The sequence below is a fragment of the Clostridium isatidis genome, from assembly GCF_002285495.1.
Taxonomy (GTDB): domain Bacteria; phylum Bacillota; class Clostridia; order Clostridiales; family Clostridiaceae; genus Clostridium; species Clostridium isatidis.
The window spans coordinates 406,877-428,977 of record NZ_CP016786.1 but is presented as its reverse complement, the minus strand read 5'-3'; the positions used below and the strand labels follow the sequence as shown (position 1 = coordinate 428,977).

Here is a 22,101-nt window from a genome sequence, read left to right as displayed (position 1 = left end):
TGATAATTAAGTAATAAAAGAGCCATCCTAGGATGCCCTTTTATTACTAAACTTAATTTGCAAAACTTGTATTTTTTACTTTCCACTTTTCTAATGCAATTCCTAGCCAAAAGGAGTATATGCCTAATGTTATAATACAAAGAAAAAACCATTTTATCCAGTTTCCAAATAAATTAATTGCTTTTCCATTAAACCTTAATCTTCTTCCATTTATTACAGTATGGTTAATCTTCCAACCGTATACCATGCATAGAGCCCAAGGATAACAAATACCAAAGGTAACCGTTGTAATTATTATTCCTAATATTCTCCAAGCAATAAGTTCTAATAGACCTCCATCAAAATAAGATTCCCCTTGTGCTAAATTTACATTTATATTTGCCTGCATTAACTCTTCCTCCTTTAAATTGTATAACTAAGCAGCATAACGATAATTATTATATCATTAATAGATAATCTAAATTAGATATTATTTTATTTTTTATGAAGTAAGATTAAAATATTCTTCCATTAGTTTTTCTATTTCATTTTCTATATTTAATTTTTCATTATATAATTCATTTAACTTTTCATAATTGTTACTAAACTTATTTATCTCTTCTTCTAAACTAGTTACCCTTTCTTCTAATTTTTTTATTTCGTCTTCAAGTTTTGCAATCTTCCACTTGTTAACAGCTTTAGCTTCATAATTGCTTTTATTTTTCTTTATATCTTTAGATTTATTTTTACTTTTAAGACTTTCAATATTATTAGAAAAATTTATAACTGATGATTTTCTTAATTCTTCACGTTTATATTTGTAATATTCATAGTTACCTTCATAGGAAATAAGAGATCCCCTATCTAACTCCACTACTCTGCTAGCTAAATTATTTATAAAGTATCTATCATGAGACACAAACAATAATGTTCCTTCAAAATCTTTTAGAAAACTTTCTAATTCTTCCCTTGAATCTATATCCAAGTGATTTGTAGGCTCATCTAAAATTAGTAAGTTTAAATCTTCATACATTAACATAGCTAACTTAAGCCTGCTTCTTTCTCCTCCTGAAAGACTTCCAACCTTTTTAAATACATCTTCTCCAAAAAACATATATTTTGCTAAATATTCTCTTGCTTTTCCTTCTGTTATAACAATATTTTCTCTAAAGCTTTCCAATATTGTAGTATTTTCATTATTAAAGATAATATTCTGTGGAAGGTAGCCTAACTTTATAGAACTTCCTAAAGCTGCAATTCCAGAATCAGCCTTTTCAAGTCCAAGAAGTATTTTTATCATAGTTGATTTTCCAGAACCATTAGCTCCTATTAAAGCAACAGCCTCTCCATTTCTTATTAACATTTGAGCCTTATCTAAAAGAACTTTATCATCATATATTTTACATAAATCCTTAACTATTATTACTTCATTTCCTGATCTTTCAGCATTTTTTATAGAAATATTAATTTTGTTTTTTTCTAATCTAGGCTTATCTAGCTTTTCCATTTTATTAATGAACTTTTCCATGCTAGCTGCTCTTCTAAAGAATTTTCCATTATCTCCTCTTGCTCCCCAATCTCTTAGCTGGGCAATAGATTTTTCCATAGATTTAATTTTTTTCTGCTGGTTTAAATACTCCTCCATTTGAAGCTGTAAAAGTCTTTCTTTTTCTTTTACATAGGCAGAATAATTACCGCTATAAGTTTTTGACTTTTTATCTTCAATTTCAATTATTTTTGTAACTACATTATCTAAAAAGTATCTATCATGAGATACTATTATTACTATACCTTTATATTCCTTAAGATAAGCTTCAAGCCACTCCATCGTATCTAGATCCAAATGATTTGAAGGCTCATCAAGCAATAATATATCTGGATTTTGAAGAAGTATTTTAGCAAGAATTATTGTTGTTTTTTCTCCTCCACTTAATTGGGAAAATAACTTCTCTTTAAAATCATCATTTATCTTAAGTCCAGTACAAACCTTATTTAACTTTTCTTCCTTTTCATAACCTCCCAAACTTTCATAAAGGGCCTGCTTTTTAGCATATTTATCTAGAAGCTTATCCATGTCCCCTTCACCGACTTCTGAAAGTTCTTTTTCTAAAATTTCTAATTCTTTATATGTCTTATCAAGCTCTTCAAAGGCTGTATTTAAAACATCAAGGACTTTGAAATTTTCAGGATAATTAGGTATTTGCTCAAGATAAGCTAAGCTTGCTCCCTTTCTTATTGATAAATTTCCCTTTTCATATTCTTCAATCCCCATAATTATTTTTAATAAGCTACTTTTTCCACAACCATTTCCCCCAACTATTCCTACTTTTTCTGAGCTTTGAACATCAAAAGTTATATCCTCTAAAATCATATTTGCTCCATAATATTTTTGTATTTTATTTAAAGATAATTCTATCATTCTATTTCCTCCATTTTTCTTATTTTTAATTTTGAAATGTTATTTTTATAATAAAAAATAAGCCTTAATTTTACTTCTTAAAATAGAAGTATTAATAGGCTTATTTGGAGAAAATGGTCCTGAATAAAACTTATTTATGAATAAACATAAAAAGACTCAAGGTATAAACCTTGAGTCTAAACTTCTTAATAACATATTATTAGCAATAAAGTTTTTATATAGCTAACGAAGGTTAAGAATCATGATTTATACAATAGTTAGTATTTATTCTAAAAATGGACGCACTTCTCCCGTAAAAGCCTAAAATTGCACTTTTTTGAACAGAGCTGCTGTATTTCCATTGTTTATTTACAGTAAAAATACTAACTATATTAGCCATGATTCTACCCTCCTTTTAATTCCTATTTTTATACTTACAATAATTATATATAAGATTCTAAGTATTGACAAGTCTTATATTAATTCTAGTTTTATAAAAGCCTTATAGTGTCCATCCTTATCTACATCATCTGTTACAAAATCTGCAACTAAAAAATACTAATCTCCTACCAGCAGCCTTTTATAGCTCTTATCTACACAAATTGCTCCAAATGGTGCTGTAATAAGAATAGATAAAACTGCAACTGTTAATACCTGCTGTCCACAAGCTAAGCCCATTGATAGTGGAATACTTCCTATTGCTGCTTGAACTGTAGCTTTAGGGGTGTATGCCAACATACAAAAGATTCTTTCCTTTATGGTTATCTTTGTTTTTAATAAACATACAAATACCCCTATCATTCTGATTATTAAAGCTCCAATGACTACAATTATTGCAGAGAAGCCTGTTTTTAAAGCATAAGATAAATCAACTGTTGCTCCTACAAGAACAAATAAAAGTACTTCTGCTCCAACCCATAACTTATTATATTTTCCTGATAGTCTTTTACCAAGAATCTCATACCTTTGCTTTATTGCTATTCCCATAGTCATAATTCCAATAAGACCTGATAAAGGAATAAAGCCCTTTAACTGATTTTCTAGCTCAATAAGCAAAAAGGATATACTTAGTATTATTAGCAATTTAACAGAATCTCTCATATGGAAAGTTTTAAAGAACTTAACTAGAATTATTCCAGTTCCAATTCCCAAAGCTATTCCTAAAATTATTGAAATTGGAATTTCAATAAAGTTCATTGCACTTACTTTTCCTCCCAGAGCTAAAGAAGTAAAGGCTGTAAACATAACTATAACAAATACATCATCTACAGAAGCTCCTGCCAATATTAATTGAGGAATGCTATGGTCTTTTCCATAACCATCATCAATAAGCTTTATCATTCTAGGCACAATAACTGCTGGAGATACTGCTGCAAGAACAGATCCCATTATAGCTGCTTCTAAAGTACTTAATCCAAAAACTCTTGGAGCTATTAAAATCACTCCTAAGATTTCAAAGCAGGCAGGGACAAAACACATTAAAATTGCGGGTCTTCCTACCCTTTTTAAATCTGAAATATCTAAGGATAATCCGGCTCTTGTAAGAATTATAACTAAGGCTAACTGCCTTAAATCTGCTGAAATATTTAATAAAGAAGAATCAAGCAAATTCAAGGCATAAGGACTTAATATAATTCCAGTTATAATCATTCCTAATAAACTTGGAAGTTTTAATTTATTAAATACCTTTCCTAATAATAATCCTAATAAAAAAATCAGTGCTAAACTTGTTAACATTACTACTCCTCCTATGTTTATATTTTGGCAATAAAAAAAGCTGATAATTCCTGTGATTATTACTCACAGAAGTCATCAGCATAAATGCGGTTTTGGCTTTATTTAACCATGGGAGAACTTCATTCCCAAATTCATTATATCACAATTTAATAAAATGAGCTATATTTTATTTATTGATTGATTATTAAGTAACCTTATAAATTGAATAATGATATTTGAAATATTACTTTAAAGCATAGCATAAAAATAAAATTTTATGACACAAGTTTTATCTTATGACAATTTAATATTTGAGCAGGATAACTTTCTGCAATTAAGCCATCATAATAAATTACAACTTTTTGATTTTCTTTTAAATCAGTTATAGCTAACTTATTTTTATTTTCGTCAATAATTTTTGTCTTTTCTCTAATTGAAACAACTATTAAGTCTGCAGATTTTAATTCATTACTTCCTTCCTCAGGTGTAACTAAAATAGAATTTTCCTTTACTTCAACAATTACTGCATTAAAAGTTACATTATTTTTATCATTAAAAAAGTTAATTAAGCCATAAGCAATAAAAATTAATAAAGCAATTAATCCTAGAATAAGCATAGATTTCCTTTTCATATTTATACCTCCTTTAAGAAAAGCCTAAGTCACTTTTAAATTTTTCCTTGCAAAGCTTTACTATTATTATTCTAATATATATAATTAATTATTTGGTTTCATTTTGGTTAAACTATAATCGATAATCGAAAAATTTTTTAGGAGGAATCAAAATGGACAACAATAAAAATAGATTAAAAGATAGACCAAAATCTAATGCAGAATTAAGAAAAATGTATTCAGAATCTGGTTCTGATATAGGATTTATAGATGGCAAGAAAAAAGGAAGCCATGCAAATGGAAAAAAATATACTAAAAGATCAAAATTATCTCATAATAAATAACTAAATTAAAGATTGGACAAATATTGAAAGTTTCCAATAATTCTGGGTAAGTATTAAATATTACTGACTTACCCTTCTTTTTTATTATTCTCTTTATTTTTACATTCAGAAGCTTTTTCTTCCAATTCTTCTAAATACTCTCTTTGAGCAGCAATAACCTCCATAATATCTCCCACGGCAGAAAGAAAACTAGCAATAACGCTTATTTCGCTTGCAGTTCTATCTTTACTCAATTCTATAGCAATAATATTACTTAATATAGCTAATTCTTCTGGACTAAGATTATCTGTAAATAGCATTTAATATTCTCCTATTAATTTAAAATAATTATACTCCTTATATTTATATTTTTACTTATAATTATTTAAACCTACTATATTATCTGTTATTAAAATAAAAAATTAATATATTAACTTTAATTTTTTCTTTAATATATGTAAATAAAAAAATTAAAAAAGTAGTCATATTATGTTAGAATTATATATATATTGTAAAAATATATAACAATATGGGGAAATATAAGCTAAAAATTAAAATTTATTGTTTAGGGGGAAGAAACAATATGAAAATCAAAGGAAAAATACTAACTATAATGATTTCTTTACTTTTTTCTGTTGTATCAGTTTCTATTATTGCTGTATATTTTAACTTTAACAACTATATAACAGAAAACACCTTAGAAACTCAATATAATATGAGCATGAATTTAATTAATGCTAAATACGATGGCGACTGGAATGTAAAGGATAACAAACTTTATAAGGGTGATTTTTTAATAAACGATAATTTTGAGATTGTCGATTTAATCAAGGGTTCTTGTCAGTCAGAAGTAACAATCTTTTTAAAGGATACGAGAGTTACAACTACAATAATAGAAGATGATAAACGTGTAATTGGAACAAAAGCAGATGCAGAAATAGTTTCTAAGGTTTTATCAAATGATGAAAAAGTTAAAGCTGGTATTACACTATTTAATGAAAAATATAAAACACTCTACTCACCAATAAAAGATAAAGAAGGTAAAGTATTAGGAATGTTCTTCATAGGGATAAAAGAAAGTACTATTTGGCAAGAAGTTAAGACTATGTTGCAGCAAATTATCATTTATTCATTAGTAATTTTTATTATTTCATTATTAATGGTTAATATCTTTACTGCAAAGGTTATTATTCATCCAATTCTTAAAACCAGCAAATATTTAGACGCTTTATCCAATGGAGATTTAACCTTCAGAATAAGCGATTATACTTTAAATAGGAAAGATGAATTTGGAATAATGGCAAATTCCTTGTTAAAAACTAAATTATCCTTAAAGGATATTCTAAAAAAAATTAAGGAAAATTCAAATAATGCTTTAATTCAATCAGATAACTTAGCTTCTGTATCAGAAGAAATATCAGAATCCTCTTCAAATGTTACCTGCTCTATTCAAGAGGTTACAATAGGTATAAATAATCAGGCAGAAGGATTAATGTATGTTTCCAATTTTACTAATGATTTTGGTGAAGCTTTAGAAAATATAATTAGTTCTATTGATGATGTAAATAATAAAATAAATGAAATAGAGAATATGATAGATAATAATAAAGGTCAAATGGACAACCTTTCAAATTATATAAATTCTACTAAAGAAGAATTTAATATGTATAAAGAAAAAATCTCTAACTTTGGAAATAAGGTTAATAAAATTTATGAAATATCTAATTTAATAAATTCTATAGCAACTCAAACAAACCTTTTAGCCTTAAATGCAGCAATAGAAGCAGCTAGAGCGGGGGAGCACGGAAAGGGTTTTGCTGTAGTTGCTGAACAAGTTAGAAAACTTGCTGAGGAAAGCCAAATTTCTTCTAATAATATAAATTCACTTGTTGCTGAACTTACCAAAGATAATAAATCTATGATAGATAATTCAATTACCTTTGATGAAAAATTAGCAGAAGAAATAAATATAGTTACTGAAACTGTTAATTCTTTTAATAATATTTTTGAATCAATAAACTCAATAACTCCAAAAATTAATGCTATTTCCTTAAATTCAATTTCAATTAATAATAGTAAAAATGAAATTGTACATAAAATAGAGGAATCTGCCTCTGTATCAGAACAGATATCAGCTGCTTCTGAAGAGATCTTATCTTTATCAGAAGAGTTAAATGCTACTACTAACGAAGTAACATTAACTGCTCAAAATTTAAAGGGTATGAATGATACTTTAAATGAATTGCTTTCAAGCTTTACTTTAGCGGAAATTAATTAATTAATAATATATACTATTGTAAAAAAGAAGAGTATTCCTACTCTTCTTTTTTGCTGTTTACAGTCACCTTCTTTCTCGACTAGTAATATTAGTAGTATTATACATGTTTAATTAACTTACCAATTGTAAAATATATCTGCCTAGGAGGAAGTATATAAATGAAGATTAAAGAAAAGATCCTTACTATAATGACTTCCATACTTTTTTCAGTTGTATTGGTTTCTATTATATCCGTATACTTTAATTTTAATATCTATATAACAAAAAATATTTTAGAAAATCAATATAATATGAGCATAAATTTAATAAATGCTAAATATGAAGGGGATTGGTCCGTAAAAGATGGTAAGCTCTATAAAGGTGAATTTTTAATAAATAACAATTATGAAATAGTCGATCTAATCAAGGAAGCCTGCCAGTCAGAAGTAACAATATTTTTAAATGATACAAGAGTTACAACTACAATAACTGAAAATAATAAACGTGTAACTGGTACAAAGGCAGATTCAGAGATATCTGCTAAGGTTCTATTAAATGATGAAAAAGTTAAAGAAACTACCAAGATATTTAATGATGATTATAAAACTCTTTACTCTCCTATAAAAGACAAAGAAGGAAAAATAATAGGAATGTTTTTCTTAGGAATTAAAGAAAATACCATTTGGAAGGAAGTTAAAAATATCTTGCTAAATATCATTATTTTATCGTTAATAATTCTTATCATTTCACTCTTCATAGTTACCATACTGGCATCTAAATCTATCGTTGCTCCCATTATTACAACTAGTGAATACTTAAATTCACTAGCTAGTGGTAACTTAACTTTTAGAATTGATAACTATACTTTAAATAGAAAAGATGAATTTGGAATAATGGCAAATTCCCTGCTTGAAAGTAAAATATCCTTACGAAAGATTATTGAAAAAGTTCAAACAAGTGCTAATAAGGCTTTGAGCCAATCAGATAGTTTAGCAGCTGTTTCTGAGGAAATATCATCTTCTTCTGATAATGTTACTACTGCCATACAAGAGATTAGCTTAGGTATAAGCAATCAAACAGAAGGATTAATGAAAATTTCTAATTTAACTAATGATTTCAGTAAAGCTTTAGGGAATATAATCAATTCTATTAAGGAAGTAAATATTAAAATTAATGAAATAGGACAGATGGTTACTAACAATAAAACTCAAATGGACAATCTTGAAAGTTATATAAATTACACTAAAGAAGAATTTAATCTTTATAAAGAAAAAATTTCTGAATTTGCAAAAAGGTTTAGTAAGATTTCGGAGATGTGTAATTTAATAAATTCTATAGCTTCTAAAACAAATCTTTTAGCCTTAAATGCAGCAATAGAAGCTACTAGAGCTGGTGAACATGGAAAGGGTTTTGCTATAGTTTCCGAAGAAATTAGAAAATTAGCTGAAGAAAGTAAAATTTCTTCTAAAAATATTAATATTCTTGTTACTGAACTTACTAAAGATAGTAAATCTATGATAGATAATTCAATTATATTAGACGAAAAGTTAGCAGAAGAAATAAATATAGTCGCTAAAACTGTTAATTGTTTTAATCATATTTTTGAAGCAATAAACTTAATAACTCCAAAAATTAATGATATTTCTTTAAATTCAGTTGCAATAGATAATAATAAAAATGAAATTGTTAATAAAATAGAGGAAGCAGCTTCAGTATCAGAAGAAATATCAGCTGCTTCTGAACAAATATTATCCTTATCAGAGGAATTAAACGCTGCCACCAACGATGTTTCTTTAACTGCTCAGGAATTAAAGGAGATGAACGATACTTTAATTAAATTACTTTCAACCTTTACTTTATCTAAAAATGATAAATAAAATTAATAAATGCAAAAAGAAGAGTTCTATCACTCTTCTTTTATTTATTTATTTTCTTTAACTCTTCTATTTCTTTTCTTTGAGCTTCTATGACCTTGATATATTCTTTTTCTTTATTACCCCATTCTTTACTTAAATCATTTATAAGAGATGCCATTTCATCGGCACTTCCAACTATTCTATTAAAAAGAAGAAGATTAGACTTTAATATTTCTGGAATTTCATGATGGGAATATCTTAAAGTATGATCTATTTCACCATAGCCTTCTTCAAATATTGTTCTAACTTGAATTTCTGCTATAACTTTTTCATTAATTGGATAAAATTCAACTAAATAATGTACTGAACGATAACCGGATATTCTAGATCTGACTTCAATATTTAATTCTTCAAAAGGCTTTGTATTGTCCCCTTCTCTAACATTAGCAGTGACTTCAATAACCTTCCAAGTTTTCATAATAAATTCATGGATAGCCTGCCATTGATCTTTAAATATATGAATAACCCTTATTCCAATTAGGTCATTAATTTCATTTTTATAGTTATCCACAGAGAATTCAAAATCATCCCCATATTTTTCTTTTCTATCCCCAGTCTTTCTAATTATTTTTTCTATTAACCTTTCTGGCTTCTTAACCCTTGATTTTACAGAGTGAACAGAGTCAACAGAACGAAAAATATTAGCTATAAAATTTGCATGATTTTCATAAGAAAGTTCATATTTCACAAAATCCTCATAAATTTCTTTTAATGAATTTATGTTGATATTATATTCCTTAATCTTTTCTTTAGCATGAGGATATTTTAGTAAAAACTCTTCTATATTAAAACTCTTCTTCATAAAATCATACTCCTTTATCTATAGGTATTTTTATTATTATACCTTATCTCTCCATTTCACTTCAAAACTTTTTTTCAAAGTTAATAAATTAATAAATTTACAATTAATGTAACTCTTAATTTCCATTAATATTATATAAGATTTAATATTTTATTAAATCATAGTAAAAAAATATAAAAATCTGCAAACTTATGTTAATATTAACTATATATTGTTAAATTCTTAGCAATACAAAACTAATTATTCCAACTTAAATTTATTTGCTTAGGGGGAAATATTAAAATGAAAATTAAAGAAAAAATCCTAACTATAATGACTTCCATACTTTTTTCCGTTGTATTAGTTTCTATTATTGTTGTATATTTCAACTTTAATAACTATATAACAGAAAATACCTTAGAAAATCAATATAATATGAGCATGAATTTAATAAACGCTAAATACGAAGGGGATTGGTCTATAAAAGATAATAAGCTCTATAAGGGTGATTTTTTAATAAACGATAATAATGAAATAGTTGATTTAATTAAAGAATCCTGCCAGTCAGAAGTAACAATATTTTTAAATGACACTAGAGTTTCAACTACAATAATAGAAGATAATAAACGTGTAATAGGCACTAAAGCAAATGCAGAAATATCTTCTAAAGTTCTATCTAATGATGAAAAAGTTAAAGTTAATACTGAATTATTTAATGATAAATATAAAGCACTATATTCTCCGATAAAGGATAAGGAAGGAAAAATAATAGGAATGTTTTTCCTAGGAATAGAAAAAGATATAATATGGGAAGAAGTCAAAAGCATATTATTAAATATTATTATTTCATCATTTATAATTCTTATTATTTCAACCTTAATTGTTACAATCCTGACAGCAAAGTTTATTGTTAATCCCCTTCTTAAAACTAGTAAATATTTAGATTCTTTAGCTAATGGAAATTTAGCCTTTAAGATAAGTGATTTTACTTTAAATAGAAAAGATGAATTTGGAATAATGGCTAACTCCTTACAAAAAACTAAGTTAGCATTAAAAAATATTATTGAAAAAATTCAAGAAAGTGCTAACAAAGCTTTAAGCCAAGCAGATAATTTAGCTTCTATTTCAGAAGAAATATCAGCTTCTTCTGAAAATGTAACTTCTTCAATACAGGAAATTACCTTTGGAATAAATAATCAATCAGAAGGATTAATGAAAATTTCTAATTTTACTAATGATTTTAGTTCAACTTTAGAAAATATAATTAGTTCTATTGATGATGTAAATATAAAAATAAATGAAATAGATAATATGGTAAATAATAACAAAATTCAAATGGACAATCTTTCAGATTACATAAATTACACTAAGGAAGAATTTAATGATTATAAAGAAAAAATTTCTGACTTCGGAAATAAAGTTAATAGAATTTCTGAGATAGCTAATTTAATAAATTCTATAGCAGAACAAACAAATCTTTTAGCTTTAAATGCTGCAATAGAAGCAGCTAGGGCAGGAGAGCACGGAAAAGGCTTTGCTGTAGTTGCTGAACAAGTTAGAAAGCTTGCTGAAGAAAGTCAAAATTCTTCAAAAAATATAAATGCTCTTGTTTCTGAACTTACTAAAGACAGTAAATCTATGATAAGTAATTCAATTGTACTAGATGATAAATTAACAGAAGAAATAAAAATAATTAATGAAACAGTTAATTCTTTTAATGATATTTTTGAAGCAATAAATATGATAACTCCAAAAGTTAATGATATTACTTTAAATTCAATTTCAATAAATAATAGCAAAAATGAAATTGTAACTAATATAGAGGAAGCCGCTTCAGTATCAGAAGAAATATCAGCCTCTTCTGAGGAAATTTTATCTTTATCAGAAGAATTAAATGCTACTACTAATGACGTTGCTGCAACTACTCAACATTTAAAAGATATGAATGATACTTTAATTGAATTACTTTCAACCTTTAAGCTTTAAGGGACTGACCCCATTACAAAAAATGTAATGGGGTCAGTCCCCTTTACAAATCTCTGGTAGCTATTACATCTACTCCTGTGTCAAGGATGTTTTCAACAATAACATCCCCCATTTTTACTGGAGCTTTAACTGTAATCTTATTTAATTCTTCTATACACTTAAAATTCAAATCTTTAGAAATTGGCGCCTTAGTTTTTACAGGTAAAACTGCATGATGAGCACCCTCTATCTTAACAGTTGTTGTAATAACCCTTACAGGATTTGTTACTTCATTTATTCCATAAACCTCTCCTCGCTTACAGCTATTACCTGTAACTGTTAGTTTTTCTGTATCTACTGATAAATGGCAGCCCATTGGGCAGCTTATACAAATTAATTCCTTAACCATCTTATTCACCATCCTCTAAAGATATAACTAAATTGCCCTTTATTCCTTCTAGCAGCTTTTTATTCAAAAGTATCTTTTCCATTTCAGAAGGCGCTAAATGCTTTCTCTTAAATTTAGCTATTAACTTATCTTCATTTCTAACTGTAATTACCTTATCTCTATAGATATTATTTACCCTCATAAAAACTGTTAAATTATTTTCTATTGCCTCTACAGATATTTTTTGAGGAACAGTATAGGTAATATTTTTACCATTAATTATATCAATTTCTTTTCCCCTTAATAATTCACCCTTTATATATTTAGCAGCACAATCTCCTGCATGCTTTGCTTCTGCTGTTACAAAGTCAACTAAATCATGAACATGAACAACATTACCGCAGGCAAAAATTCCTTCTATTGATGTTTCCATACTTTCATTTACTATTAGACCGTTAGTTCTCTTATCTAATTCAATACCAGCATTTTTAGATAATTCATTTTCTGGTATTAAACCTACTGATAATAAAAGAGTATCGCAGTCGAATTCAATTTCAGTTCCCTTTATAGGTCTTCTATTTTCATCTACCTTAGCAATAACAACCTTTTCTAATCTTTCCTTGCCAATAATATCTACAACTGTATGTGAAAGATATAATGGAATGTCATAGTCATTTAAGCATTGAACGATATTTCTATTTAAGCCGTTAGAATAAGGCATAAGTTCTACAACAGCCTTAACCTTTGCTCCCTCTAGACTCATTCTTCTTGCCATAATAAGTCCTATATCTCCAGATCCTAAAATAACAACTTCCTTACCTGGCATATAGCCTTCAATATTTATATATCTTTGGGCTGCCCCTGCATTAAATATTCCAGAAGGCCTATCTCCAGGAATATTTATAGCTCCTCTAGTTCTTTCCCTACAACCCATAGCTAAGATTATAGCTTTAGCTTCAATTTCCATATATCCCTTTTCAGAATTTATTGCATGAATGGTTTTATTGCCTTCAATATCTAAAACCATGGTATCTAACATAACTTCAACCTTAGTGCTATTTACCATCTCAATAAACCTTTGAGCATATTCCGGACCTGTTAATTCTTCCTTAAAAGTGTGTAACCCAAAACCGTTGTGAATACATTGGTTTAAAATTCCTCCAAGCTCTAAATCTCTTTCAATTATTAAAATATTTTCTATTCCATTATTATAAGCCTCATAAGCTGCAGCTAGTCCAGCAGGGCCTCCACCAACTACTACTAAATCATATTTCATATAAACTTCCCCCTATTTTGTTTTACCTACTAGAATATAAGAGCCTTCTTTTTCCTGATAAACATTTATAGGATCATTTTTAAGCTCCCTTGCTATAATTTCTAAAACTCTTGGGCCACAGAAGCCGCCTTGGCATCTTCCCATTCCTGGTCTGCACCTTCTTTTAACTCCATCTAAAGTTATAGTTCCAAAGGATCTTGAAATTGCATCAATGATTTCTCCTTCTGTTATGCCTTCACATCTGCAGATTATCTTTCCGTAAGAAGGATTTTTCTTTATTAATTCACCTTTTTCTTCCTTTGAAAGTTCACTAAATATAATCTGCTTTCTTCTTCCATCAAAATTTTCATTTCTCTCCTTAGTTAAACCAATATCTTGAAGAATTTTTACTACTTCTAATGCAACTGCAGGAGCTGAAGATAATCCTGGTGATTTCATTCCAGCAGCATCAATAAATCCCTTTATATGCTTATCTTCCTCTATAATAAAGTCACCTCTATCAGGTTGTGCCCTTAATCCAGCAAAGTTCCTTATACTTTCCCTAAAATTCACTCTTTCAGTTGTTTTTAAGGTAGTTTCCCTTACATATTCAAGACCTTCAGAAGTTGTATTTATAGCTTCTTTATCCTCTAAATCTTCAGCATCAGGGCCAACAATTAAATTGCCATGAACTGTTGGAGAAACTAGTATTCCCTTGCCAAGAGTTGATGGACATTGGAATATTGTACTATTAAATAACTTTCCTTGAGATTTATCCATAACAAAATATTGTCCTCTTCTTGGAGTTATTTTAAAGCTTTCAGGACAAATTAAATTATGCACCTTATCAGCATAAACTCCAGCTGCATTAACTATAAATCTACTTTCTATAACCTTATTATTTTTAGTTGTTATTTTAAAGTTTTCATCTTTTTCTATTTTTATAACTTCAGAATTTAAGAATATTTCACCACCATTTTTAACACCATTTTCAGCTAGGGCAATAGTATATTCCATAGGTCCAACTATTCCTCCAGTAGGTGCATATAAGGCTCCAAGAACTTTATCTGAAACATTAGGTTCCTTTTCCAAAACTTCTTCCTTACTAAGAAGTTCTAATCCCTTAACTCCAATTTTATTTCCATTGTCATAAAGCTTTTTAACAGTTTCTAGGTCCTCATCATTAAAAGCTAAAACTAAGGAACCATTTCTCTTAAAAGGGACATCTAACTCCTTACATAACTCTTCAAACATTTCATTTCCTTTAACATTAAGTTTTGCCATTAGGGTTCCTTCTTTAGGATCATATCCAGCATGAACTATGGCAGAATTTGCTTTTGAAGTTCCCATAGAAACATCATTTTCTTTTTCAACTATGGCAGCTTTTACCTTGTACTTAGTTAATTCTCTAAAAATAGATGTTCCAATTACACCAGCTCCAATTATTACTACATCATACATAAAACTATACCCCCATAAATTCTTTTTATAAAAACCTTGTTAGTTATTATTCCTGTAAAATAAACTGTTAATTCAAAAAGTATCAATAAAAAAAGCCAAGACAAAATAAAGGTAGAAAACCTCCTTTATTTTGTGCTTGACTCTAAAACTCTTAAGCACTAATGAAATATTTATTTGATATCTTAATTATATCATAAGAATTATTAATTCTCAATATCTGTAAAATTCTTATTTTTCCTCCCAATCTAAACTTCTTTTTACTGCTTTTGACCAGCCTGAGCAAAGTTTATTTCTAGTGTCTTCATCCATATTAGGTGCAAATCTTTCTCCTTCACACCAGTTCTTTGCTAATTCTTCTTTGCTTTCCCAAAAGCCTACAGCTAAGCCTGCTAAATATGCAGCACCTAAAGCTGTTGTTTCTGTAATTATTGGCCTTCTAATTTCAGCATTTATTATATCAGCTTGGAATTGCATTAAGAAACCATTTCTACTTGCTCCTCCATCAACCTTTAGGCTTGTAAGTTTTGTACCTGAATCCTTTTCCATGGTATCTAATACATCCCTAGATTGATAAGCAATTGATTCTAAGGCAGCACGAATTATATGATTTCTATTAGCTCCTCTAGTTAATCCTAAGATAGCACCCCTAGCATATTGATTCCAATGTGGTGCTCCAAGTCCAGTAAAGGCAGGAACTATATAAACACCTCCATTGTCATCTACCTTTTTAGCAAAATATTCTGTATCAGCAGCATCATTTACAAGTTTTAATTCATCTCTTATCCATTGAATTACTGCTCCACCAATGAATACAGAACCTTCTAAAGCATATTGAACCTTATTATCTATACCAACAGCAATAGTTGTAACTAGACCATTATTACTTCTTACTAATTCATCTCCAGTATTCATAAGTAAGAAGTTTCCTGTTCCATAGGTATTCTTTGCTTCACCCTTGTTAAAGCAAGCTTGACCAAATAATGCAGCTTGTTGGTCTCCTGCCATACCTGCAATTGGAACATCTACTCCACCTAAATTAGCATAGCCATAAACTTCTGATGAATTTTTAACTTCTGGAAGCATTGATTTTGGAATATCTAATATATTTAATAGCTTTTCGTCCCAGCATAAATCTTTGATGTTATATATCATTGTTCTAGATGCATTTGTATAATCAGTAACGTGTACTTTTCCATTAGTTAATTTCCAAACTAACCAAGTATCTACTGTACCAAATAATAATTCTCCCCTATCTGCTTTTTCTCTAGCCCCTTCAACATTATCTAAAATCCATTTAATCTTAGTTCCTGAGAAATAAGCATCTGGTACTAATCCAGTAGCTTCTCTTATATAATCGCCATGACCATCTGCAACTAGTTTGTCTACCATAGAAGAACTTCTTCTACATTGCCAAACTATAGCATTGTATATAGGTTCTCCAGTGTTCTTATCCCAAACTATTGTAGTTTCTCTTTGATTAGTAATACCTAAAGCAGCAATATCTTCATACTTTATATTTGTTTTTGCAATAACTTCTTGTAAAACTCCATATTGAGTCGACCATATTTCCATTGGATTATGTTCAACCCATCCTTGAGTTGGATAAATTTGTGTAAATTCCTTTTGTGCTACGCCTAAAATATTTTGAGCCTTATCAAAAACTATAGCTCTTGAACTAGTTGTACCTTGATCTAAAGCAATAATATATTTTCCCATTATTTCATTCCTCCATTTTTATATAATCAATTTTAAAGTATTATCGATAGAATAAAGCCTGCTAAAGTTCCCCCAACTAAAGCTGCTCCTATTTGTGGGATTGCCTTTTTTACTTTTCCCCCTTGAATAGCAGATGCAACGCAAAGTCCTATTCCTGCAGCAAATCCCATGTCTACCCAAACTGGTCCACTTTGTGTTATTAATCCAACTCCATGATTTAACGCCCAAGCTGTTCCTACAATAAATCCAGCTGCCATAAATCCTCCAATTGGACCAAATTTATCTACAAGTCCACCCCAATACATTCTTATTAAAAACGGAAATATAAATCCACCAACTATTGTCGCTAGAGCTAATTCCAATGTCATAATAATACCCTCCTAACCTCTCTAAATTAATTATTTACATTTTGATTTTCAGATATTTCAACTTGTGCATTAGATTTTTTAGCCATATCCCTCTCTATAGCTGCTGCCACTATTCCTCCTATAACAGCCCCCACTGCTATAAGAGCTAGAGTAGGAAGTGATTTTACTGCACTACTAGCACCTTGATTGAAAAAGTCTCTCATAAAACAAGAAATACCAACTCCAAGTCCCATATCTATAAAAGCTCCATCATCCTCATTAGTTATTAATCCAAGATAATGGTTCATAAACCACATTGGACCTATTATTGCTACAGCTGCAAACCAGCCCCCTGCAATGCCATATTTTTCTGCAAAGGTTCCCCATATTCCGCCGACAAATAATCCAACGCACATAAAGCCTATTGTACTTCTTAAAAATTTCATTTTTATATCCCCCTAAATTATAATTCTCAATCTTAATAGATATAAAATCTCCCCTTTTAGAAACTAAATGTATAGTTTCTTTATCCTCTGATATTTAAAATTTTATCCTTATGTTTAAAGTCCTTGAAAATCAAAATGCAAACTCTTAATTTTACTTATATCACCCCTTATCTTGCTTTTATATTCTTATTATTGGATAAAATATATTTAATATTAAATTGTAATCTTAAAATAACTAAAATCGATAACGTTTACTAAAAAAGTCAAGCCAAAATAAGATAGTTATCCTATTTTGTGCTTGACTCTAAATCTCTAACAGCACTAAACTATTTTTTCCCCTGTTAATATTATATTTTAAATATCCCAAATTTTTTGATTTGAAGTAGATATGCAACTTGCACCTGCTCTTAAAGCCTGTAAAACCTCTTCTTTTGTTTCTACTAAACCTCCTACAATAATCGGCTTTTTATATTTAGCAGAAATACTTTTAATTACCTTAGGTATAACTCCTGGAAGTATTTCAACTGCATCACAATCATTAGATATATGTTTATTTGCATTTTTTAAAGATAAGGAATCCAGAATAAATATTCTAAATACAGTACTTAATCCAACTTCTTTAGCTATTCTAATTAAGGAACTTTTGGTTGTTACTATTCCTTGAAAGGTTGTTTTTTCCTTTATAAATTTAACTGCTATCTCCTTATTAGAAAGTCCCTCAATTAAGTCTATGTGAACAAAACCAATTTTATTTTTATTTGATATCTTTTTGCTTATATTTAATATATTTATAATATTTCCATATAAAACAAAGATAACCTTACTCTCTGAATCAAGGGCGGCTTCTAATTCATTATCATCTTTAACTGCAGTTATTATTGGATTATCCTCCAAAACTCTACTTATATCCATTTTCACACCTTCTGTAATTGTTTTCAGGAAGATTATACCATTCAAATTTTACCTTGTCTATTACACTTAACTTAAAAAATAGTTAATGTATTAACAACTTAATAATTTAATAAAAAAAATAGTAAAAAAATAACATAAACAAATCCTTAACAGATTTACTTATGTTATTTTCTTTATATTTCCTTATAATTTTTAGTATTTCATTAATTTATTAGTAAAATTATAATAGTTTTTTTATATTTTTCCTTATGTATTATTACTTTTACATATTATCCAAATATGTTAATAAATATAGTAATAACAAAAGAATTAATAAAGTCAATAAATAAACATCCTACTATTGGAACTACAAGATATGGAGTTTTAGCAAAGCCATATTTATCTGTAAGAGCATCCATATTTGCTACTGCATTTGCTGTAGATCCCATTCCAAAACCTGAAAGGGCTGAAACAAAAACTGCAGCCTCATAATCTTTTCCCATAACTCTAAATACTATGTAATATCCAAATACAAACATAAGAATAGTTTGAGCTATTAACATAATAATTAAAGGAAGAGCTAAGTCAAATAATTCCCATAACTTTAATCCCATAAGGGCTAAGGATAGGAAGAAGGAAAGACTGATTCCACCTAAAGTTTCTATTTCCTTATCTTCAAGCTTTACTTTTCTTAAGTCGCATATATTTTTAATAATTGCAGCAGCAAGCATAGCCCCAATATAGGATGGGAAAGTTAATCCTAAGCCTTCCATAAACTTTGTAATAATTGCTCCTATTCCCATTGCCAAAAATATCCATGCTGCTCCATTCATAAGTTTCTTATGTGATAATACCGCTTCATTATCCTGATGAAAATCACTTACTGGTATAGTCTTATCACGATACTCCTTAACTGTTTTAAGTTTATTTCGCTCTATTAAAGTTTTTGCTGCAAATCCACCTAAAATGCTTCCCATAACTAGTCCAAAAGTTGCTGAGGCAAAAGCTACAGTTGTTGCTCCCTTAACCCCCATCCCCTCTAAAAGTGGTCCAAAAGAACCTGATGTACCATGTCCACCTACTAATGGAATGGAGCCTGTAGTTAGTCCTAATAATGGGTTAAGCTTAAAAGCTGATGCTAAAGATACTCCTAATATATTTTGAGTAATTACTAAAATAGTTGATAATATTAAAAATATTATAACTTTTACTCCCCCTTGTTTTAGCAGCCTAAAGCTTGCAGTATATCCAATACTGGTAAAAAAGGCTGTCATAAACACTTGCTGTAATGTAGTATCTAAGCTTATTGTTAAGATACTATTTAATTTAAAAATAAGCATTAATATTGAAAAAATCATTCCACCTACAACAGCTGATGGAATGCAGTATTTTTCTAAAACTTTTATTCTTTTTCTTATATAAGCCCCAAAATAAAATACAATGGTAGCTAGTGCCATCGTTTCAAATATATCTAATTTTATTTCCATGTATTTTCCTCCCTAAAAATTTAACGCCTTACTATATAATACAACATATTGAAATATAATCAAATAAAAATTTCATTTTTTTCGACAAATTTATGCATATTATATTTTTACTTTATTTCCAAGAATTAATCAAATACAATAAAGTCCCCATGAGCACTTACTTATAGAAGGGTAAATTATTAAAACTATACATTTTAGATGTTTTTATTATTGAATAATTAAATTTAATTTCATTCATTTTTTATTAATTAAGTTTATTTGTTTTACATAATTTAATTATGTAAATTAAGTATCATTGTTAACTTCAATAAAATATTTTTATAAAATAGATATTTTTTTAACAAATAATAAAATAATTTCTATAATAAAAATTCAATAAAATCTATTTATAATACAAAAATGGTATTTACAAATATTTTGCAAATACCATTTTTATTAAAAATTTATATAGAAATTGAATCGTTAGACTTATTAAAAATTTCCTCATTATTTTGCTTTACAAAACTTATTAATTCTCTTTCACCTTCTACTTCTCCTTTATAAGGGTAGGTTTTTGCTATTTTCTCAAACTCATCTAAATATTTTTTAGCTGTATTTTCATCTTTATTTATAAGAAGTTCATAAGCATATAATAACCTTTTTTTAGATAATGAATGTTTACTTGCCTTTATATATTTTTTTAATTCTTTAGTAAATAACTTATTTATTTTATCTATATTTCTATCTCCAATTATCTCATAAAAAAGTAACTCACATTCAATTTCATTTTTATATATTCCTAATAAATTATTAGAGTTTTCTAAAACATAATCAAATTCTTCTTTAGATCTTTGAAAATCTTTATTATCTTGATAATAACTTCCCATCATACAAGCAACTGATGCAATAATTGGATTGTTTATATCTGCTCCTTCAGAAAGCTCAAACCACTCCTTAGGCATATCCTTAATTCTAGCCCCTCTTGCTAATAAGGCATTTATTTTTAGCTGTCTATAAAAAGCATATCTAGCATCCTTATTCTTCTTTAAGAAAATTATATTATAACCATCATTGGCAGCTCCAGCAATCTTTAATGGAATTATATTCATAAGTCCTAATATTATTCCTATCCCTGAAAAGGAAAGTAAAATTTCTAGTAAATAAGGCATATTAGAAAATATTAAATATATAATTATAGCTATAATTGAAAAAATAATATTTAAAAGTCCTCCCCCTAGGTTATATAAAATAAAAGGAAATTTATCTTCTTTATACTCAGGAGGCTCCATTAAACATTGTCCTCCTGTACCAGCTATACTAAATCTTTTTAGTTTAATTTTATCCTCTTCTTTCATGATAGTAATACTTCCTATCCTAAAAGAAGTAAGCCTATATCCAGTAAGCTTTCCAAAAAGAAAGTGTCCTCCCTCATGAATAATTATGTGAAGATAAAAAGATAGTGCAACACTTACTAAAAAAATAAATCCTCCGTCCCTTCTATCTACAAGTTCTGTTTTTGAATTAGATAAAAATGCAATAAAATATCCTAAAGCTACAAAAGCTAGTAAATAAATTATAATACCCAATATCTGCACTAACTTTTTCTTAATATCCTTACTACTCAAATCTCAATATCCTCCTAAAACATTAAATTATAATAACCACATTATACCATTCTATTATATCTAATCCAATTTGTTTTACTTCATAAATTTTATATTCCTTAAAAGCCTAATATTAATAAAAGGACTAAATACAGCTTTTTCGCTATACTTAGCCCTTCTAAATAGCTATTTAAATTATTTAATTATCTATTCTTCACTGATTGGATCTTCTATTAATGTTGCTACTCTAAATTTATGAACATGACCGTCTGCACATTCTGTCTTAGCACATACAAAGTGTACATGTCTTCCATCGCCTACAGGTATAGCTCTTCCAACCCAAACCTTAATACAATGATGATGATTGTCAAATGTGTCTGTTAATGTTTCTAATTTATGAATATGGTCTCTTCCATTATCTATTGGAATAGCATCCCCTGTAACTCCAGCAAAACGGTGGTTATGATCTTCTATTCCTCTTTCATCAGAAATAAAAGTACTTCCTTGAACTTCATGAACATGTCTATTTCTCTTTTTACAACAGTCTCTTGACATATTTTACACCTCTTTTGTTCAATATT

21 protein-coding genes and 1 riboswitch are annotated in these 22,101 nt (G+C 28.3%); of the genes, 4 read left to right on the top strand and 17 right to left on the bottom strand.

What is annotated here, in order from left to right; genetic code table 11:
• Window positions 1-52: 52 nt before the first annotated feature.
• The 5 genes from BEN51_RS02110 to BEN51_RS02095 all read right to left on the bottom strand — a co-directional run bounded on the left by BEN51_RS02110 (window position 53) and on the right by BEN51_RS02095 (window position 4,725).
• Window positions 53-388 carry a DUF898 family protein gene (locus tag BEN51_RS02110; RefSeq protein WP_119864452.1) on the bottom strand — a complete coding sequence of 112 codons (336 nt, stop codon included), beginning with the start codon at window positions 386-388 and terminating at the stop codon, window positions 53-55.
• A 93-nt stretch (window positions 389-481) separates the two neighbouring features.
• A complete protein-coding gene (abc-f, locus tag BEN51_RS02105; RefSeq protein WP_119864451.1) occupies window positions 482-2,398 on the bottom strand; it encodes a ribosomal protection-like ABC-F family protein in 1,917 nt (638 codons plus the stop codon).
• A gap of 232 nt (window positions 2,399-2,630) precedes the next feature.
• The gene (locus tag BEN51_RS13735; RefSeq protein ID WP_164704066.1) at window positions 2,631-2,777 is read right to left on the bottom strand and encodes a hypothetical protein; all 147 of its coding nucleotides are present in this window, start codon (window positions 2,775-2,777) and stop codon (window positions 2,631-2,633) included.
• 158 nt (window positions 2,778-2,935) lie between these two features.
• Window positions 2,936-4,114 (bottom strand): cation:proton antiporter, encoded by a 1,179-nt coding sequence (locus tag BEN51_RS02100; protein WP_119864450.1) that lies wholly within the window; start codon window positions 4,112-4,114, stop codon window positions 2,936-2,938.
• Between the two features lie 59 nt (window positions 4,115-4,173).
• A riboswitch (Fluoride riboswitch) is annotated at window positions 4,174-4,250 on the bottom strand.
• A gap of 118 nt (window positions 4,251-4,368) precedes the next feature.
• Window positions 4,369-4,725, bottom strand: a complete 357-nt coding sequence (locus tag BEN51_RS02095; protein WP_236906238.1) for a DUF3221 domain-containing protein — start codon at window positions 4,723-4,725, stop codon at window positions 4,369-4,371.
• A gap of 152 nt (window positions 4,726-4,877) precedes the next feature.
• On the opposite strand from BEN51_RS02095, the gene BEN51_RS02090 reads away from it, so the two are divergent.
• Window positions 4,878-5,048 carry a hypothetical protein gene (locus BEN51_RS02090; RefSeq protein ID WP_119864449.1) on the top strand — a complete coding sequence of 57 codons (171 nt, stop codon included), beginning with the start codon at window positions 4,878-4,880 and terminating at the stop codon, window positions 5,046-5,048.
• A 68-nt stretch (window positions 5,049-5,116) separates the two neighbouring features.
• Here BEN51_RS02090 and BEN51_RS02085 read toward each other — a convergent pair whose 3' ends face one another.
• Window positions 5,117-5,347: a hypothetical protein gene (locus tag BEN51_RS02085; protein ID WP_119864448.1), complete on the bottom strand. Its 231-nt coding sequence runs from the start codon at window positions 5,345-5,347 to the stop codon at window positions 5,117-5,119.
• 263 nt (window positions 5,348-5,610) lie between these two features.
• On the opposite strand from BEN51_RS02085, the gene BEN51_RS02080 reads away from it, so the two are divergent.
• A complete protein-coding gene (locus BEN51_RS02080; protein ID WP_164704065.1) occupies window positions 5,611-7,305 on the top strand; it encodes a methyl-accepting chemotaxis protein in 1,695 nt (564 codons plus the stop codon).
• 158 nt (window positions 7,306-7,463) lie between these two features.
• Window positions 7,464-9,161 (top strand): methyl-accepting chemotaxis protein, encoded by a 1,698-nt coding sequence (locus BEN51_RS02075; RefSeq protein ID WP_119864446.1) that lies wholly within the window; start codon window positions 7,464-7,466, stop codon window positions 9,159-9,161.
• A 40-nt stretch (window positions 9,162-9,201) separates the two neighbouring features.
• Here the strand turns inward: BEN51_RS02075 and BEN51_RS02070 are convergent, their stop codons facing one another.
• The gene (locus BEN51_RS02070; protein WP_119864445.1) at window positions 9,202-10,002 is read right to left on the bottom strand and encodes a RelA/SpoT domain-containing protein; all 801 of its coding nucleotides are present in this window, start codon (window positions 10,000-10,002) and stop codon (window positions 9,202-9,204) included.
• Between the two features lie 282 nt (window positions 10,003-10,284).
• On the opposite strand from BEN51_RS02070, the gene BEN51_RS02065 reads away from it, so the two are divergent.
• The gene (locus BEN51_RS02065; RefSeq protein ID WP_119864444.1) at window positions 10,285-11,967 is read left to right on the top strand and encodes a methyl-accepting chemotaxis protein; all 1,683 of its coding nucleotides are present in this window, start codon (window positions 10,285-10,287) and stop codon (window positions 11,965-11,967) included.
• A 43-nt stretch (window positions 11,968-12,010) separates the two neighbouring features.
• Here BEN51_RS02065 and BEN51_RS02060 read toward each other — a convergent pair whose 3' ends face one another.
• The 10 genes from BEN51_RS02060 to BEN51_RS02015 form a co-directional block, all read right to left on the bottom strand.
• The gene (locus BEN51_RS02060) at window positions 12,011-12,355 is read right to left on the bottom strand and encodes a DUF1667 domain-containing protein (RefSeq protein WP_119864443.1); all 345 of its coding nucleotides are present in this window, start codon (window positions 12,353-12,355) and stop codon (window positions 12,011-12,013) included.
• A 1-nt stretch (window position 12,356) separates the two neighbouring features.
• Complete coding sequence (locus tag BEN51_RS02055) at window positions 12,357-13,610, bottom strand: NAD(P)/FAD-dependent oxidoreductase (protein WP_119864442.1); 1,254 nt, start codon at window positions 13,608-13,610, stop codon at window positions 12,357-12,359.
• A gap of 12 nt (window positions 13,611-13,622) precedes the next feature.
• A complete protein-coding gene (locus tag BEN51_RS02050; RefSeq protein WP_119864441.1) occupies window positions 13,623-15,050 on the bottom strand; it encodes an NAD(P)/FAD-dependent oxidoreductase in 1,428 nt (475 codons plus the stop codon).
• Window positions 15,051-15,278: 228 nt separating this feature from the next.
• The gene (gene glpK, locus BEN51_RS02045; protein ID WP_119864440.1) at window positions 15,279-16,766 is read right to left on the bottom strand and encodes a glycerol kinase GlpK; all 1,488 of its coding nucleotides are present in this window, start codon (window positions 16,764-16,766) and stop codon (window positions 15,279-15,281) included.
• A 32-nt stretch (window positions 16,767-16,798) separates the two neighbouring features.
• The gene (locus BEN51_RS02040) at window positions 16,799-17,134 is read right to left on the bottom strand and encodes a Lin0368 family putative glycerol transporter subunit (protein ID WP_119864439.1); all 336 of its coding nucleotides are present in this window, start codon (window positions 17,132-17,134) and stop codon (window positions 16,799-16,801) included.
• Window positions 17,135-17,160: 26 nt separating this feature from the next.
• Window positions 17,161-17,559, bottom strand: a complete 399-nt coding sequence (locus BEN51_RS02035; RefSeq protein WP_119864438.1) for a Lin0368 family putative glycerol transporter subunit — start codon at window positions 17,557-17,559, stop codon at window positions 17,161-17,163.
• Window positions 17,560-17,913: 354 nt separating this feature from the next.
• Entirely contained in the window at window positions 17,914-18,471 is a 558-nt protein-coding gene (locus BEN51_RS02030) for a glycerol-3-phosphate responsive antiterminator (RefSeq protein WP_119864437.1), read from the bottom strand.
• A gap of 269 nt (window positions 18,472-18,740) precedes the next feature.
• Window positions 18,741-19,937, bottom strand: a complete 1,197-nt coding sequence (gltS, locus tag BEN51_RS02025) for a sodium/glutamate symporter (protein ID WP_119864436.1) — start codon at window positions 19,935-19,937, stop codon at window positions 18,741-18,743.
• Window positions 19,938-20,380: 443 nt separating this feature from the next.
• On the bottom strand, window positions 20,381-21,541 hold the full coding sequence (locus tag BEN51_RS02020; protein WP_119864435.1) for a site-2 protease family protein: 1,161 nt from the start codon (window positions 21,539-21,541) through the stop codon (window positions 20,381-20,383).
• 186 nt (window positions 21,542-21,727) lie between these two features.
• Window positions 21,728-22,075 (bottom strand): YmaF family protein, encoded by a 348-nt coding sequence (locus BEN51_RS02015; RefSeq protein WP_119864434.1) that lies wholly within the window; start codon window positions 22,073-22,075, stop codon window positions 21,728-21,730.
• Between the last annotated feature and the right edge of the window lie 26 nt (window positions 22,076-22,101).

What these genes read in the sequence shown, in the direction of transcription:
- BEN51_RS02110 (WP_119864452.1), bottom strand. Translation starts at nt 388, where the DNA reads ATGCAGGCAAATATAAATGTAAATTTAGCACAAGGGGAATCTTATTTT.
- abc-f (WP_119864451.1), bottom strand. Translation starts at nt 2,398, where the DNA reads ATGATAGAATTATCTTTAAATAAAATACAAAAATATTATGGAGCAAAT.
- BEN51_RS13735 (WP_164704066.1), bottom strand. Translation starts at nt 2,777, where the DNA reads ATGGCTAATATAGTTAGTATTTTTACTGTAAATAAACAATGGAAATAC.
- BEN51_RS02100 (WP_119864450.1), bottom strand. Translation starts at nt 4,114, where the DNA reads ATGTTAACAAGTTTAGCACTGATTTTTTTATTAGGATTATTATTAGGA.
- BEN51_RS02095 (WP_236906238.1), bottom strand. Translation starts at nt 4,725, where the DNA reads ATGAAAAGGAAATCTATGCTTATTCTAGGATTAATTGCTTTATTAATT.
- BEN51_RS02090 (WP_119864449.1), top strand. Translation starts at nt 4,878, where the DNA reads ATGGACAACAATAAAAATAGATTAAAAGATAGACCAAAATCTAATGCA.
- BEN51_RS02085 (WP_119864448.1), bottom strand. Translation starts at nt 5,347, where the DNA reads ATGCTATTTACAGATAATCTTAGTCCAGAAGAATTAGCTATATTAAGT.
- BEN51_RS02080 (WP_164704065.1), top strand. Translation starts at nt 5,611, where the DNA reads ATGAAAATCAAAGGAAAAATACTAACTATAATGATTTCTTTACTTTTT.
- BEN51_RS02075 (WP_119864446.1), top strand. Translation starts at nt 7,464, where the DNA reads ATGAAGATTAAAGAAAAGATCCTTACTATAATGACTTCCATACTTTTT.
- BEN51_RS02070 (WP_119864445.1), bottom strand. Translation starts at nt 10,002, where the DNA reads ATGAAGAAGAGTTTTAATATAGAAGAGTTTTTACTAAAATATCCTCAT.
- BEN51_RS02065 (WP_119864444.1), top strand. Translation starts at nt 10,285, where the DNA reads ATGAAAATTAAAGAAAAAATCCTAACTATAATGACTTCCATACTTTTT.
- BEN51_RS02060 (WP_119864443.1), bottom strand. Translation starts at nt 12,355, where the DNA reads ATGGTTAAGGAATTAATTTGTATAAGCTGCCCAATGGGCTGCCATTTA.
- BEN51_RS02055 (WP_119864442.1), bottom strand. Translation starts at nt 13,610, where the DNA reads ATGAAATATGATTTAGTAGTAGTTGGTGGAGGCCCTGCTGGACTAGCT.
- BEN51_RS02050 (WP_119864441.1), bottom strand. Translation starts at nt 15,050, where the DNA reads ATGTATGATGTAGTAATAATTGGAGCTGGTGTAATTGGAACATCTATT.
- glpK (WP_119864440.1), bottom strand. Translation starts at nt 16,766, where the DNA reads ATGGGAAAATATATTATTGCTTTAGATCAAGGTACAACTAGTTCAAGA.
- BEN51_RS02040 (WP_119864439.1), bottom strand. Translation starts at nt 17,134, where the DNA reads ATGACATTGGAATTAGCTCTAGCGACAATAGTTGGTGGATTTATATTT.
- BEN51_RS02035 (WP_119864438.1), bottom strand. Translation starts at nt 17,559, where the DNA reads ATGAAATTTTTAAGAAGTACAATAGGCTTTATGTGCGTTGGATTATTT.
- BEN51_RS02030 (WP_119864437.1), bottom strand. Translation starts at nt 18,471, where the DNA reads ATGGATATAAGTAGAGTTTTGGAGGATAATCCAATAATAACTGCAGTT.
- gltS (WP_119864436.1), bottom strand. Translation starts at nt 19,937, where the DNA reads ATGGAAATAAAATTAGATATATTTGAAACGATGGCACTAGCTACCATT.
- BEN51_RS02015 (WP_119864434.1), bottom strand. Translation starts at nt 22,075, where the DNA reads ATGTCAAGAGACTGTTGTAAAAAGAGAAATAGACATGTTCATGAAGTT.